The 13,954-nt window shown below is 72.4% G+C and carries 12 protein-coding genes; 4 read left to right on the top strand and 8 right to left on the bottom strand.

The genetic code is table 11. The annotated features are described in order from the left end of the window. Positions 1–138 precede the first annotated feature (138 nt). The 3 genes from ACIQAC_RS28295 to ACIQAC_RS28285 are packed head-to-tail and all read right to left on the bottom strand — an operon-like array spanning position 139 to position 3,406. Entirely contained in the window at positions 139–1,032 is an 894-nt protein-coding gene (locus ACIQAC_RS28295) for an acyl-CoA dehydrogenase family protein (RefSeq protein WP_402195569.1), read from the bottom strand. A gap of 44 nt (positions 1,033–1,076) precedes the next feature. Next, the gene (locus tag ACIQAC_RS28290) at positions 1,077–2,210 is read right to left on the bottom strand and encodes an acyl-CoA dehydrogenase family protein (RefSeq protein WP_402195566.1); all 1,134 of its coding nucleotides are present in this window, start codon (positions 2,208–2,210) and stop codon (positions 1,077–1,079) included. After that, on the bottom strand, positions 2,210–3,406 hold the full coding sequence (locus ACIQAC_RS28285; protein ID WP_402195563.1) for an amidohydrolase family protein: 1,197 nt from the start codon (positions 3,404–3,406) through the stop codon (positions 2,210–2,212). Before ACIQAC_RS28285 ends, ACIQAC_RS28290 begins: the two co-directional genes overlap by 1 nt. A 145-nt stretch (positions 3,407–3,551) precedes the next feature. Here ACIQAC_RS28285 and ACIQAC_RS28280 point away from each other — a divergent pair, with 145 nt between their 5' ends. Continuing rightward, positions 3,552–5,066 (top strand): class I adenylate-forming enzyme family protein, encoded by a 1,515-nt coding sequence (locus tag ACIQAC_RS28280; RefSeq protein ID WP_402195561.1) that lies wholly within the window; start codon positions 3,552–3,554, stop codon positions 5,064–5,066. Here the strand turns inward: ACIQAC_RS28280 and ACIQAC_RS28275 are convergent. Beyond that, the gene (locus ACIQAC_RS28275) at positions 5,050–5,562 is read right to left on the bottom strand and encodes an EF-hand domain-containing protein (RefSeq protein WP_402195560.1); all 513 of its coding nucleotides are present in this window, start codon (positions 5,560–5,562) and stop codon (positions 5,050–5,052) included. The genes ACIQAC_RS28280 and ACIQAC_RS28275 overlap by 17 nt on opposite strands. A 165-nt stretch (positions 5,563–5,727) precedes the next feature. Continuing rightward, positions 5,728–6,132, bottom strand: coding sequence for an STAS domain-containing protein (locus ACIQAC_RS28270; RefSeq protein ID WP_402195558.1), 405 nt, complete (start codon positions 6,130–6,132; stop codon positions 5,728–5,730). Between the two features lie 380 nt (positions 6,133–6,512). Between ACIQAC_RS28270 and ACIQAC_RS28265 the strand changes: the two genes are divergently transcribed. Both ACIQAC_RS28265 and ACIQAC_RS28260 read left to right on the top strand, forming a co-directional pair. Then, complete coding sequence (locus tag ACIQAC_RS28265; RefSeq protein ID WP_402195557.1) at positions 6,513–7,091, top strand: sigma-70 family RNA polymerase sigma factor; 579 nt, start codon at positions 6,513–6,515, stop codon at positions 7,089–7,091. After that, positions 7,088–8,566, top strand: a complete 1,479-nt coding sequence (locus ACIQAC_RS28260; RefSeq protein ID WP_402195555.1) for a zf-HC2 domain-containing protein — start codon at positions 7,088–7,090, stop codon at positions 8,564–8,566. Before ACIQAC_RS28265 ends, ACIQAC_RS28260 begins: the two co-directional genes overlap by 4 nt. Positions 8,567–8,927: 361 nt before the next feature. On the opposite strand, the gene purU is transcribed toward ACIQAC_RS28260, so the two are convergent. After that, the gene (gene purU, locus ACIQAC_RS28255) at positions 8,928–9,809 is read right to left on the bottom strand and encodes a formyltetrahydrofolate deformylase (protein WP_402195552.1); all 882 of its coding nucleotides are present in this window, start codon (positions 9,807–9,809) and stop codon (positions 8,928–8,930) included. A 67-nt stretch (positions 9,810–9,876) separates the two neighbouring features. Then, on the bottom strand, positions 9,877–10,377 hold the full coding sequence (locus ACIQAC_RS28250; protein ID WP_402195551.1) for a hypothetical protein: 501 nt from the start codon (positions 10,375–10,377) through the stop codon (positions 9,877–9,879). A 117-nt stretch (positions 10,378–10,494) separates the two neighbouring features. Here ACIQAC_RS28250 and ACIQAC_RS28245 point away from each other — a divergent pair, with 117 nt between their 5' ends. Continuing rightward, positions 10,495–11,805 carry an ABC transporter substrate-binding protein gene (locus ACIQAC_RS28245; RefSeq protein WP_402195549.1) on the top strand — a complete coding sequence of 437 codons (1,311 nt, stop codon included), beginning with the start codon at positions 10,495–10,497 and terminating at the stop codon, positions 11,803–11,805. 25 nt (positions 11,806–11,830) lie between these two features. On the opposite strand, the gene ACIQAC_RS28240 is transcribed toward ACIQAC_RS28245, so the two are convergent. Beyond that, a complete protein-coding gene (locus tag ACIQAC_RS28240) occupies positions 11,831–13,759 on the bottom strand; it encodes a hypothetical protein (RefSeq protein WP_402195547.1) in 1,929 nt (642 codons plus the stop codon). Positions 13,760–13,954: the final 195 nt, after the last annotated feature.

The following is a 13,954-nucleotide window of genomic DNA, read 5'->3' as shown; positions in this document are numbered from 1 at the left end:
CCGGAGCCCATCGCCCGTTCCGGGACGTGACGAGTCTCACTCAGGACACAACCCGATATCAACGCTGCGTGACACACAAGTGCCACGATCCGCGACATCAATTCCTTGTGCACACGTGTCACCGCAGGCAGGGGCCGGTCAGACGGGCTCGGCCGCGAGGTCCGCGGCGAGCAGTTCGGCACTCTCCGTGACACCTCCGGTACGTCGGGTGCGCACCCAGGCCCGCTTGAGATGCAGGTGCACCTCGGACTCCCAGGTGAACCCCATGCCGCCGTGCACCTGGAGACAGTCGCGGGCGCCGCGTACGGCCGCGTCGTCGGCGAGCAGCCGGGCGGCGGCGATGTCCACCGGGTCGGCGGTCACGGCGGCCGCGTAGACCGCCGCGCGGGCCACCTCGACCCTCACCAGCATGTCCGCGCACAGGTGCTGCACCGCCTGGAACGCACCGACGGGCCGGCCGAACTGTTCGCGCAGCCGGGCGTGTTGCACGGCCAGGTCGCAGGTACGGCCCGCGCTGCCCAACTGCTCGGCCGCGGTGAGCAGCACGGCGACGGGGCCGGCGGCAGGGGCGGTGACGGCGGCCGTGGCCGGCTCGGGCAACCGGTGCAGGGGTGTCAGCGGATCGACGGACCGTACGGGCACCGCGCCCGCCGTCTCCCCGCGGACCACGTCCGCGTCCGCCAGCCACTCCACGAGCGGCCCGTCGGGCGCCGCGACGACCGTCTCCCCCGTCGCCGCGCCCGGCACCTCGCCGGCCGCGAGATGGGTGGCGATCAACGGCCCCGGCAGCAGCGCCCGTCCGGCCTCCTCGAACGCCAACACGGCCTCAGCCAGCCCGAGTCCGACCCCGCCGGACGACTCGGGCAGGCGCAGGGCGAAGAACCCCGCCTCGCCCAACTGCCGCCACAGCGCCCGGTCGAGCCGTCCGGAGCCGACGGCCGCGCGCAGCGCCTCGCGGTCGAAACGCCGCTCCAGGAGCCCTCGTACGCCGTCCCGCAACGCGCGCTGGTCCTCCGTCAGTTGGAATCTCATATGCACCTCACCGCTCTTCGCCGGTCCGTGCAACGCGTCACCGCTCACCGCCCCTTGGGCAGGCCGAGGATCCGTTCGGCCACGATGTTCTTCTGGATCTGGGAGGTGCCGGCGGCGATCGTGTACGACAAGGACGAGAGCCGGTCGAGCATCCAGGGGCGGTCCAGGTCCAGACAGTCCGGGCCGAGGACGTCGGCGGCGGTGTCGTAGAGGTCCTGGCGCGCGTGCGAGTACCTCAGTTTGAAAACCGAACCGCCGACTCCCGGCACTCCTCCCGAGGCCTCCGCCTCGCTGACGTTCCACTGTGTGAGGCGCCACAGGGCGCGGAACTCGGCGTTGAGCGTGCCCAGCCGTCTACGGAGCGCCGGATCGTCCCAGCGGCCGTTCTTGCGGGCCTCGCGGGCCAGTTCGCCGAGTACCCGCCGGCACGCGACGACCTCCCCGACGAACGCGGTGCCGCGCTCGAAGGACAGCGTGACCATGGTGACCCGCCAGCCGTCGTGCTCGGCGCCGACCCGGTTGGCGACCGGCACCCGCACCTCGTCGAGGAACATCTCGGTGAACTCGGCGGACCCGGCGAGGGTGCGCAGCGGCCGGACGGTGATGCCGGGCGTGTCCATGGGCAGGGCGAGCCAGCTGATCCCGCGGTGCTTGGGCGCGTCCGGGTCGGTGCGCACCAACAGCTCGCACCAGTCGGCGACTTCGGCGTGCGAGGTCCAGATCTTGGACCCGCTCACCACATAGGTGTCGCCGTCCCGCCTCGCGCGCGTGCGCAGGGCCGCGAGGTCGGAGCCGGCGTCCGGTTCGCTGAACCCCTGGCACCACACCTCCTCGCCGCGCAGGATCGGCGCGAGCCAGCGGGCCCGCTGGGCGTCGGTGCCCTCGGCGGCGATGGTCGGACCCGCGTGCAGCAGGCCGACGAAGTTGGCGCCCACATAGGGCGCGCCCGCCCGCTCGGTCTCCTCGAGGAAGATCAGGCGGGTGGTCGGCGAGGCGTCCCAGTGCACGTCCGCGTACCCGGCGTCGTACAACTGCCGCTGCCAGCCGAGGTCGTGGGCGCGGCGGCCCGGCCAGTCGTCGGGCGACGGCTTGGGCGGCAGGGCGGGCAGCACGCGCACGAGCCACTCCCGCAGCCGGGCCCGGAACTCCTCCTCCTCGGGCGTGTACGACAGGTCCACTAGCGGTCCAGGTCGAGGTCGAGCATGCGGATGGCGTTGCCGCGCATCAGCTTGTGGACGGTCTCGTCGTCGAGTCCCTTGACGTGGTCGAGGGCGACCTCCTTGGTGTGCGGGAAGGTCGAGTCGACGTGCGGGTAGTCGGTCTCGAAGGTGGCGTTGTCCCGGCCGACGACGTCGATGGACGCCACGCCGTGCTTGTCGCGGAAGAAGCAGCAGAAGATCTGCCGGTAGTAGTACGTCGACGGCGGCTCGGGGACGAGGTCGCGGACCCCGCCCCACGCGCGGTGCTCCTCCCAGACGTCGTCGGCGCGTTCCAGGGCGTACGGGACCCAGCCCATCTGGCCCTCGGAGTAGGCGAGTTTGAGCGTGGGGAACTTCACCAGGACGCCGCTGAAGAGGAAGTCCATCATCGAGGCCATCGCGTTGTTGAAGGACAGCGAGGCCTGTACGGCGGGCGGGGCGTCCGGGGAGGCGGCCGGCATCTGGGACGAGGACCCGATGTGCATGTTGACCACCGTGCCGGTCTCCTGGCAGACGGCGAAGAACGGGTCCCAGTACCCGGAGTGGATCGACGGCAGTCCCAGGTGGGTGGGGATCTCGGAGAAGGTCACCGCGCGGACGCCCCTGGCGGCGTTGCGCCGGATCTCGGCGACCGCGAGGTCGATGTCCCAGAGCGGGATCAGGCAGAGCGGGATCAGACGGCCGCCGCTGTCGCCGCACCACTCCTCGACCATCCAGTCGTTGTAGGCGCGCACACAGGCGAGGGCGACCTCCTTGTCGTGCGCCTCGGCGAAGGTCTGGCCGCAGAAGCGGGGGAAGGTCGGGAAGCAGAGCGAGGCCTCGACGTGGTTGAGGTCCATGTCCTTGAGCCGCTCGGCGGGGTCCCAGCAGCCGGGCCGCATCTGCTCGCGTGTGATGCCCTCCAGGGTCATCTCGTCGCGGTCGAAGCCGACGGCGGCGATGTTGCGCTTGTACGGGAACTTCAGGTCCTCGTAGATCCACCAGTCGGTGATCTGACCGGCCGGGTCCATCGTGATCTGGTATTTGCCGCCGACGTAGGCGAGTTCGCCGATGCCGGCGGTGAGGGGACGCGGGCCGCGCTCGTGGTACTTGCGCGGCAGCCAGGTCTCGAAGAGATGCGCGGGCTCGATCACGTGGTCGTCGACGCTGACAATGCGGGGCAGTTCGCTCGCCATGGGTCCCCTCCGCCGGGCGGTTATCTGATGGACCGTCAGATACGGCTCCGCAAGCAGGCTAGTCCCGCACCCCTGGACCGACAAGGCGCAGAGCCCTACGCTCACGGCACGATCTGACACACCGTCAGTTCCACAGGGGGTTCCCGTGAACGACACCGCACGCGCGCTGGGCGACTGCCGGACGCTCTGGGACCTGGTCGACCGCCGCGCCGGCCTGACGCCCGACCGGCCCGTCCTGCTCCAGGAGGACCGCACCCTCACCTTCCGCGAACTGCGCGACCGCGCCGAGCGGGTGGCCGCCGGGCTGTACGGCATGGGCGTGCGCCCCGGGACGGTCGTCGCCTGGCAGCTGCCCACGCGCGTGGAGACCGCCCTGCTGTCCTTCGCGCTGGCCCGCCTGGGCGCCGTACAGTCGCCCGTCATCCCGTTCTACCGGGACCGCGAGGCCGGCTTCGCGCTGCGGGAGTCGAAGGCCGAGTTCTTCGCCGTGCCGGGCGAGTGGCGGGGCTTCGACCACACGGAGATGGCACGGCGGCTCGGCGCCAAGGGCGTCTTCGAGGCGTACGACGACCTGCCCGACGGCGACCCCGCCGTACTGCCCCCGCCCCCCGCCGACGGCACGGACGTCCGCTGGATCTACTGGACCTCGGGGACCACCTCGGACCCCAAGGGCGTACTGCACACCGACCGTTCACTGATCGCGGGCGGCTCGTGCCTCGGACACGCGCTGCGCCCGGCCCCCGAGGACGTCGGCTCGATCGCCTTCCCGTACGCCCACATCGGCGGCCCCGACTACCTGGTGATGGTCCTGCTGTACGGCTTCCCGGCCGTGCTCTTCGAGAAGTTCGCGCTGCCGGACGCGCTGGCGGAGTACCGCCGGCACGGTGTCACGATCGCCGGCGGCTCCACGGCGTTCTACTCCATGTTCCTCGCCGAGCAGCGCAAACAGCCCGGCGAGAAGGTGATCCCGACGCTGCGGCTGCTCGCGGGCGGCGGCGCGCCCAAGCCGCCGGAGCTGTACCACGAGGTGGTCCGGGAGATGCGGGTCCAGCTCACGCACGGCTACGGGATGACCGAGGTGCCGATGATCACCATGGGCGCGCCGGACGACACGCCCGAGAACCTGGCGACGAACGAGGGACGGCCGCCGGACGCGATGGAGGTCCGGATCGTGGACGGCGAGGTGCGGCTGCGCGGCGAGGCGGTGTGCCGGGGCTATCTGGACCCGGAGCAGTCGGCGGCGGCCTTCGACGAGGACGGGTTCCTGCGCACCGGGGACCTGGGGCGGCTGACGGACAGCGGACATCTGGTGCTGACCGGGCGGCTCAAGGACGTGATCATCCGTAAGGGCGAGAACATCTCCGCCCAGGAGATCGAGGATCTGCTGCACCGGCATCCGGCGGTCGGCGACGTGGCCGTGATCGGCCTGCCGGACGCGGAGGCCGGGGAGCGGGTGTGCGCGGTCGTCGAACAGCCGCCGGGGGCAGGTGTGTTGACGCTGGCGGCGGTGACGTCGTATCTCCGCGCGGAAGGGCTGTCGGTCCACAAGCTGCCGGAGCGGCTGGAGGTGGTCGACGCCCTTCCGCGCAACGAGACGCTGCGCAAGGTACTCAAGTACCGGCTGCGCGAACGGTTCGCGGGGGCTACTCCGGGACCGTGAAGTAGCGGGCGAACGCCGAGATGATCTCCGCCTCGCCGATCCGGCCGTCGCTGTCGGTGTCGAGCGTGCCCGCGGCCGCCCGCGCGGCGTCCTCCGGGACGCCCAGGCTGCGCAGCACGCGCGCGGTGTCCTCGACCGTGGCGGAGCCGTCGCCGTCCGCGTCGGCGACCGCGAGGGCCGCGTGCAGGAACGGGCGGGCGATCTCGGCGAACCGGTCGGGGTTGTCGCGCAGCCGCTTCACGGCTCCGTTGACGAACTCCTCGCGGGTGATCCGCTGGTCGCCGTCCCGGTCCGCTATGCCGGCCATGCCCTGCCAGAACGCCTCGGCGCCGCCGTACAGGGCCTGTCCCTTGTCGGAGCGCGCCGCCGTGCCGAACTCCGCGAGCACTGCCTTGGCCGCGCCGCTGAAGTCCAGGCGGTCGATGTAGCCGTTGCCGTCCTGGTCGAAGAGGGCGAATCGGGCCGCGATCCTGCGCTCGTACTCGCTGCTGACCATGTCTCCTCGGGCCGCCTTACGTCGGGTGGGTGCCGTCTGAGCTGGAGCGTACGACGTCGCACGCGCTCGCGGAGCGGGAAAACGACGGTTGTGCCAAGACAGGGGGAAATTTGGAACAACGGCGTGGCACGCCCGAGACCTGCCCCCCGCGCGGTGGTGTCCCGCTCAGGCCGACAGGGGTCCCGCCTCGCTGGAGTCGTCCTCCGCGAGGGCCGAGTCGAGATCGGGGTGCACGTCGAACAGCCGGCGCACGCCGAGCGCGTTGATCACCCGGTTGACGTGGGTTCCCGGCCTGGTCCCCGACGCGGCCCCCTGCGCGGGCAGGATCAGCCGGAGCCGGCCCTGGCAGGAGCGCAGCAGTCTGCGGGTGGCGATCAGCACGCCGACCCCGCTGGAATCGCAGAACACCACGTCGGAGAGGTCGACGACCACACAGTGGCGGCCCTCGGCCACCGCGTCGTGCACCCGCTGCCGCAGCACGGGTGACGTCACCAGGTCCAGTTCGCCGGACACCTGGAGCACGGCCCATTCACCGTGCTCTCCGCCGGTCACTTTGAACGTCACCACCATGCCCTTCGCTCGCCGGAACGCCCGGGTAATTCCCCCGGAACCAGGCGGAAACGGAAGCATTGCCTTCGCTTCCTTTCAGCGCGGCTGCCCAGCGGCCGTTCCCACAAACACCGCCCCGAAAACGGGAAACGGTCGAAAGAGGCTTGTTTCAGTCGCCTTCGATCCTGTTCGATCGCATTCGATATGTGTCTGATCATTCGGACGGTGGGTAGGCGCGAGACAGGCCGGGAGGTGTAACAAAGATCCGCTGACGCCCCCGGCCCGTCGGGGGCGCGCATTGCCACAAAGGGGCGTGCGTTGTCAGACGTGCCGACTACATTCGAAAGCAGGACGGACGCACGCTGGTCACGGGACGGAAACGAGCACGGGGAGGGGGCCGCATGGCACAGAGGGACACACCGCCCCGCTGGGACCGGAAGATGCAGCAGCGCCTGGCCCGCGGCGAGGCAGCCGCCCTCGGCGAGCTCTACGACCGCTTCGCCTCCCTCGTGCACGGCCTCGCCCACCGCGTCCTGGGCGACGAGCGGGCCGCCGACGGCGTCACCCGCGAGGTCTTCGCCCACGTCTGGGAGCACCCCGACGCCTACGACCCCAAGCAGGGCCCCCTGCGCTCCTGGGTGGCCACCCTGACCCACCGCCTGGCCGTGCAGCGGCTGCGCGCCACCGAGACCGCCGCGCTCGCGCAGGGCGGCGGCACCGCGGAGGACCTGGAGCGCACGGTCCGGCGCGCGTCCGTCGCCGCGCGCGCCGACTACATCGTGCAGTCCATGCCCGCGCCCCTGCGCGCCGCCCTGGAGCTGGCCTACTTCCAGCGGCGCGACTACCGCCAGACCGCGACCGACCTCGGCGTCACCGAGGACGAGGCCCGGCGCCGCCTCCGCCTCGGCCTCCAGCTCCTCGCCACCGCCCACGACGCCGGCACCCCCGGCGCACCACCCGGGTACGGGGGTGCGGCGTGAGCGACGCGGGACGGTTCGAGGCGTACGACGAGCAGGGCGGCCGGGGAGATCGCGGGGACCAGGGGGACGGCGGGGAGTTCCGGGGCCCCGGGGACGACAAACGCGACGACGACTTCGTGTACGGCGACCCGGCCGGGGCCGGCGGATCGGAGGCCGACGGATCGGGCGCCGGCAGGTCCGACGGCCCGGGCGGATCGGGCGGTACGGGTGGAGCGGGCGGAGCGGGCGGTACGCCCGGTGAGGGTGCCGGCGGCGAGCCGCGGCGGCCGCCCCGGATACCCATGCCCCGCGCGTCCGTCGAGGACAGCGGGCGCCCCCTGCCGGACCTGGAGGAACTGCCACCGGCGGGAGCCGGAGCCCCACTCGAACTGGAGCATCACGTCCTGAAATCACTCCTCGGCGCATGGGCGCTGGCCGCCTGCTCGCCGGAGGAGGCCATGGCCGTGGAAGAGCACCTCGGCTCGTGCGGCACCTGCGCGGACGAGGCGCTGCGGCTGCGCGAGGCCGTGGGGCTGCTGCATCCGCCGGAGAGCCTCGACCTGGACCCGGCGCTGCGCACCCGCGTCCTGGAGAGCTGCCTCGACCGGCGCCCGCCGCGCATCCCGGTGCCGGCCTGGGCGAAGCCGTACGACGCGGAGACCGCGCGGCTCGACGCGCTGCTCCAGGACTTCGGCGACGCGGAGTGGCACGCGCCCGTGCGGCTGCGCTGGTTCGAGGACACGGAGGCGACGAGCCGGCGCACCACCGTCGCCGGGGTGATCGCCCATCTCCTCGCCGTGGACGGCCTGATCGGGCTCGCGCTCGGCCTCGACGACCCGCTGGGCGGCGCGCCGTCCGGCGACCCGACGCCCGCGGGGCGCACGGAGGCGTACTGGCGCGCGGCGCACTTCCCGCCGACGCGGTCCGTGCGCGGGCGCTGGCGGGAGCAGGTGCACGGCATCGTGCGGACGGTGGCCTTCACCGGCGGCGGTGCCGGAAAGCTCGGGGTGTCCTACGGCGACTTCGAGCTGCCGCTCCATGACGCGATGACGGACCGGGCGTTCGAGTGCTGGGTGCACGCGGAGGACATCGCGGACGCGGTGGAATATCCGTACGCGCCGCCCGCGCCGCGGCATCTGCACGACATGATCGATCTCGCGGCGCGGATGCTGCCGGGGGCGCTGGCCGCGCGGCGGCAGTCGGGGCTGGCGGCGCCGGGGGTGTCGCGGCATCTGGTGGCCGCCGGGGAGCCGGGGCGGAGTCTGCGGCTGGAGATCGAGGGGCTGGGCGGTGGGGAGTGGTTGATCCCGCTGGACTCTCCGGCGGCGGTGGGGTCGGTGGACCACGAGGTGGCGCATGTCGCGCTGGACGGGGTGGAGTTCTGCCGGCTGGCCGCAGGGCATGTCTCTCCGGAGGAGGCCGCGGCAGGCCAACTCGGCGACCGCAACGCCATCCGAGAACTCCTGTACGCCACGGCAGGCTTGAGCCGCATGTAACTGGCCGCCCCGGCGTAGGGGGCCCGGTGCGCTGCCCTGCACCCGGCGTGGGGCCTGGCCGGAGAACGTTGCGCACCCCGGCGCGACGGGCTGCCGCCGCACCCACCCTCCCCCACTCTCGGCTTCGCTCGAGCGGCACGACTGCCCGCGGCTACGCGGGCTTTCAGGGGCGCGGGGAACGGCGCGACCAGCCACGACGTGCCCGCGGTCGAACGACGACCTTTAAGGGGCGCGGGGAACTGCGCGACCAACCCCCACCGGGCCCGCGGCCAACCGACGACCTTTCAAGGGGCGCGGGGAACTGCGCGACCAACCCCCACCGGGCCCGCGGTCGCCCTCGCAGCGGGAAGACCCCCGCCGGCTAGGCGAAGACCACAGTTCGGCGGCCGTTCAGGAGAATGCGCCGCTCCGCATGCCACTTCACCGCCCGCGCCAGCGCCTGGCATTCCACGTCGCGCCCCACCGCCACCAACCCCTCCGGCGTCACGTCGTGCCCCACCCGCTCGACCTCCTGCTCGATGATCGGCCCCTCGTCGAGATCGGCCGTCACATAGTGCGCGGTGGCACCAATGAGCTTCACCCCGCGCGCATGCGCCTGGTGATACGGCTTCGCGCCCTTGAAGCTCGGCAGGAAGGAGTGGTGGATGTTGATGATCCGTCCGCTGAGCTCCTTGCAGAGGTCGTCGGAGAGGACCTGCATGTACCGGGCCAGCACCACGAGTTCGACACCCGCCTCGCGGACGATCTCCAGCACCCGCGCCTCCGCGTCCGCCTTCGTCTCCTTCGTCACCGGAACATGGTGGAAGGGAATGTCGTACGAGGACACGAGTTCCGCGAAGTCGGTGTGGTTCGAGACCACCGCGGCGATCTCCACCGGCAGGGCCCCGGTACGCGCGCGGAACAGCAGGTCGTTCAGACAGTGCCCGAACTTGCTGACCATGAGCACAACGCGCATCTTCTCGTCGGCCCGGTTGAGCTGCCAGTCCATGTGGAAGGAGTCGCCGATCGCGGCGAAGCTGGCCCGCAGCTTGTCCACGGTGACCGGGGCCTCGGCCGAGAAGTGGACGCGCATGAAGAACAGGCCCGTGTCGTGGTCGCCGAACTGCTGGCTGTCCTCGATGTTGCAGCCGGTCATGAAGAGGTAGCTCGACACGGCGTGCACGATGCCCTGTTTGTCCGGGCACGAGAGCGTGAGGACGTACTGGTCGGCGGGCGCCGCGGCTCGGGTGGACTGCTCATTCATGCAGGACAGGGTCCCATACACGGCTGAGCGGAGGGCACGCGTCCACGTACCGAGGCGCCCCGGAGGCTCACCCGGAGCGGGTGAGTATCTGGAGCACCTCCAGCGTGCGCGGCGGGGTGTCCGGGTCCTCGCCGTCGCTCACGGCCATCCGTACGTGGGCGTCGCGCGCCGCCCGTACCGCCTCGGGCCAGGCCTCGTGGTCGACGTAGGAGGAGACGGGCGCGTCCGGGCCGACCTGGTGCATGATCCGCAGCACCCGCAGTACGGCGGTGTCGACGAGTGCCGCCTCCTGCGAGTCCCGGAATATCGTGCCGACGTACTTCTCGGCGGACCAGTTGTCGAGCCAGGTGTCCTCGACCAGGCGGTACACGGCGTCGGTGACGTCCCCGTATCCGTCGATACCGGCCAGCCAGACGTTCTGCTGGAACGCGGGGTCGGAGAGCATGTGCAGCGCGGAGCGCACATTGCTGCGCCAGCGCCACCAGGGCATGTCGTTCTGTGGCATGCCGCCCATGGTGGGGGAGCGACGGCCGCGACGGGAAGAGTTCTCCGAACCTTGCACGGTCACCGATCGTACGTTCCGTAGGCCGAACCCCGCACCGACCCCCGCAATTCACCTGCACGCCACCCCTCATTGATCAGAGGTGACGTCTTGGTTAGCGGTGTGCCGGAATCGTGCGGAACCATGACCGGCAGGCGCCCCACCCGAAGCACATTCCCCACCGCTCCCCCGGCCCGGACCGGGCGGACGAGAACCGGCGTACGCGCCGCGGCCGCCCTGTTCGCGTGCGCCGCGCTCACCGCGGGCTGCGGAGTCGTCCCCGGCCTGGCCGGCGACGACGAGGCGCAGATCACAGTGATGACCTGGGCACCACAGGAGACCAGCGCGACCAACAAGCCCGGAATGCCCGCCTTCGCGCAGGCCTACGCCCGGTGGATCAACGCCGAGGGCGGTCTCGGCGGCCGCAAACTCCGCGTGCTGACCTGCAACGACCACAACGACAGTGTGGGCGCCGCGAAGTGCGCCCGGCGCGCGGTCAAGGAGCACGCGGTCGCCGTCGTCGGCTCCTACAGCCAGTACGCCAACTCCTTCTTCCCGATCCTGGAGAGCGCCGGGATCCCGTACGTGGGCGGCTACGGCACCACCACCGCGGAGTTCACCTCGCCGCTGTCGTACCCCGTCAACGGCGGCCAGCCGGCGCTGCTCGCCGGTCTCGGCAACGAGCTCGCCAAGATCTGCGACACCACCTCCCTGGTCCGGCCCGACACGATCGCCGGCGACGAACTGCCCGTCCTGCTCAACGCGGGCCTCAACGCGGGCGACCGCGACGACGCCTCCGACGTCCGTGCGCCCGAGGACGCCACCGAGTACGCGGGCAAGTCCGCGCAGGCGCTGGAGGCGGCCACCGCGGACCCGACGGACGACGGCTGTGTCGTCCCCGCCCTGGGCGACCGCACGAGCACCTTCATGGACTCCTTCCGCCGGGTCCGCGAGGACTATCCCGACGTGCGCACCGGGACCGTGCTCGGCAGCGTCGACCAGACCGTCATAGACGCCTCGGGCGGCAGGTCCGGCCCCTACGAGGGCTCGTACGTGACCGGCTGGTACCCGGTGGCGACCGACCCGCACTGGGCGCCGATGAAGAAGGTGATCAGCGAGCAGGCCTTCACCGACACCCGGATAGACGCGGGCGACACCGGGGTACAGACCACCTGGATCGCGTACACCGTGCTCAAGGCCGTGCTCGACAGGATCGGCGGCGGCGAGGTCACCGCCGACAGCGTGCGCCGCACGCTGGACTCCGGCATGAACATCAACACCGGCGGGCTGACACCCACCCTGCGCTGGCAGTTCTCCGACAAGCTCGCGTCGGTCGGCTTCCCCCGCCTGGTCAACGCCGACGTGACCCTCCAGCAGGTGAAGAAGGGTCAGCTGGTCGCGGCCCGCAAGGGCTTCGTCGACGTGACGAAGACCCTGGCGAACGCCGACACCTGAGTCGGGCGGCGCACCCCCGGCCCGCTCACAGCTGGGTCGGGGTGCGCTCGGTCAGGCCGTACTCCTTCGCGATCGCGTTCCACAGCGCCGCCGCCTTGCCCTTCTCGGTGGTGGCGGTGCCGCTCGCGGCGTTGCCGGCCTGCGTGTTGCCGGTGGACGCGGCCTGCTTCTTGCGGCACTTCTTCTTGTCGGCGGCGACCTCGTCGGCCCAGGCCGCGTAGTGGTCGTCGGCGGACGCGGACGCCTGCCAGGCCTTGGTGAGCGCGGTGGTCAGGGCGGCGTGGTCCGGCAGCTTGTTCACCGTGAGACCGGACAGCCGGGTCACCAGGTCGTTGCGCTGCCCGGCCGCGTCCCGCAGGTCCTTGGCGGCCTTGCCGAGGTTGTCGCAGGACTTCACACTCGCCACCGCGCTGATCACCGCGGAACGGCTGTCCCCGCTGTCGGCGAGCAGCTTGTCCAGCTCCACGGCCTGCGCGCGGGCCGGGTCGGCCGCCGGCGACGCGGCGTCCTCGCTCTCCGCGGGCCCGGTGGCCGAGACCGGCGCCGGGTCCTCCTTCTTCTCGCCGCCACCGGTGCTCATCAGCGCGCCCGCACCGACCCCGACGACCGCGATGGCGACCCCGACCGCGGCGATCAGCGGCACCTTGGATCCCGTACGGCCGCCCCGGCGCCCGCCGCCACCCTCGTCGTCGTGCCCGGCCCGGCGGCCACGGCCACCGCCCGGTCCGTCGTACGAGGGCGCCGGCTGGGGCGCGTACCCGCCGCCGCCGTGCCGGCCGGGGCGGGGCTGCTGGAAGCGGGGCATCTGCTGGGTGGAGGAGGCCGCGCCCTCGGCGGGCTCGTCGCGGAAGAGACCGGCGAACTCGGCGGGCGGCGCGGTCGGACCGCCGTCCGTCACCGGCGGGATGAACTGGGTGGCCTCCGCGTCGGGACCGCCGCCCTGGTACTGCTGGTGGGGCTGCTGATGCGGCTGCGGCTGTTGCGGGGTGCGGCCCAGGAAGGTCGTGGACTCCGCGGGTCTCTGGGCGCCCCCACCGCCGTGCCGGCCGCCCTGCGGCACCTCGGGCGGCAGCGCCCCGGGCCCGACCGGCGGCAGGAACTGCGTCGCGCCCTCGGACTGCACCGGCGGAATGTACTGCGTGGCGCCCTCGTCGAGCGGCGGCTGCGCGGCGCCGTGCCGCGGGGCGCCCTGCTCGGGCATCGGACCGGGGTGCTGGTTCTGGTGCTGCGGCAGGGGACCGGGGCCGCCGTGCGCCGGAACGGGCGGCAGGAACTGCGTGGCGCCCTCGTCGGCGGGCGGCAGGGCCTGCCCGTGCTGCTGTACGGGGGGCAGGGAACCGGGGTGCCCCTGACCGGGCATCGGCTGCGCCGGAGGCATCGCACCGGCGTGCGAGGGCCCCTGGGGCGCCCCGTAGCCCTGCGTACGGCCGTCGTCCTGCCCCTGCGGGCCCGAGGGCCCAGAGTTGGCGTACGGCCCGCCAGGACCGTACGCCTGCCCGCCGCCGTACGCCTGTCCGTCGCCGTTGTACTGCTGCTGTCCGTCGCCGTTGTACCGCTGTCCGCCGCTGTAGGCCTGCGCGCCGGCGTCATAGGCCTGCCCGCCCGCGTTGTACGCCTGCGCGCCACCGTCGTAGGACTGCCCGCCCCCGTCGTGGGGCTGGGCGGGGCCGTATGTCTGCTCGGGCTGGTTGCTCCAGGGCTGCCCCTGCTGGGCGGAGGGCCAGGGCTGGTCGGCCGGCGGGGCCGTCGGCTGCTCCGGACCCCACGGCTGGTCCCAGGCCTGGGCGCCGGGCGGCGCCGAGGCCGGTATCGGGCCGCCGGGCGGTACGGGCGTGGGGCCCCCTCCGTGGTTCAGCGTGCCCGGCAGCAAGGGCTCACCGCCGTCGGAGGGCAGCACGATGCCTTCGTGCGCTCGCCGCGCCGAGGGCTCCTCGCCCTGTCCACTCTGCGTCACCGGGACTCCTACGAATGGGGGACCATCGGAATCGTCGGCTCACGCTACCGGGTCCCCGGAGCCCGGTGCCACGCAGCACAGGGCGTGACCACGCGCCCTGTGACGGGCCTAACGCGCCGGGCCCGCTCCGGCTTCCGAATCCCACCTCCCACCCGACATGCCTGCGTTTCCCGCGTGTTCACACTTCCGCAGGGC

The organism is Streptomyces sp. NPDC088387, from assembly GCF_044753385.1.
Classification (GTDB): domain Bacteria; phylum Actinomycetota; class Actinomycetes; order Streptomycetales; family Streptomycetaceae; genus Streptomyces.
The sequence above is the reverse complement of the archived record's forward strand: the minus strand, read 5'-3'. Positions and strand labels throughout refer to the sequence as shown.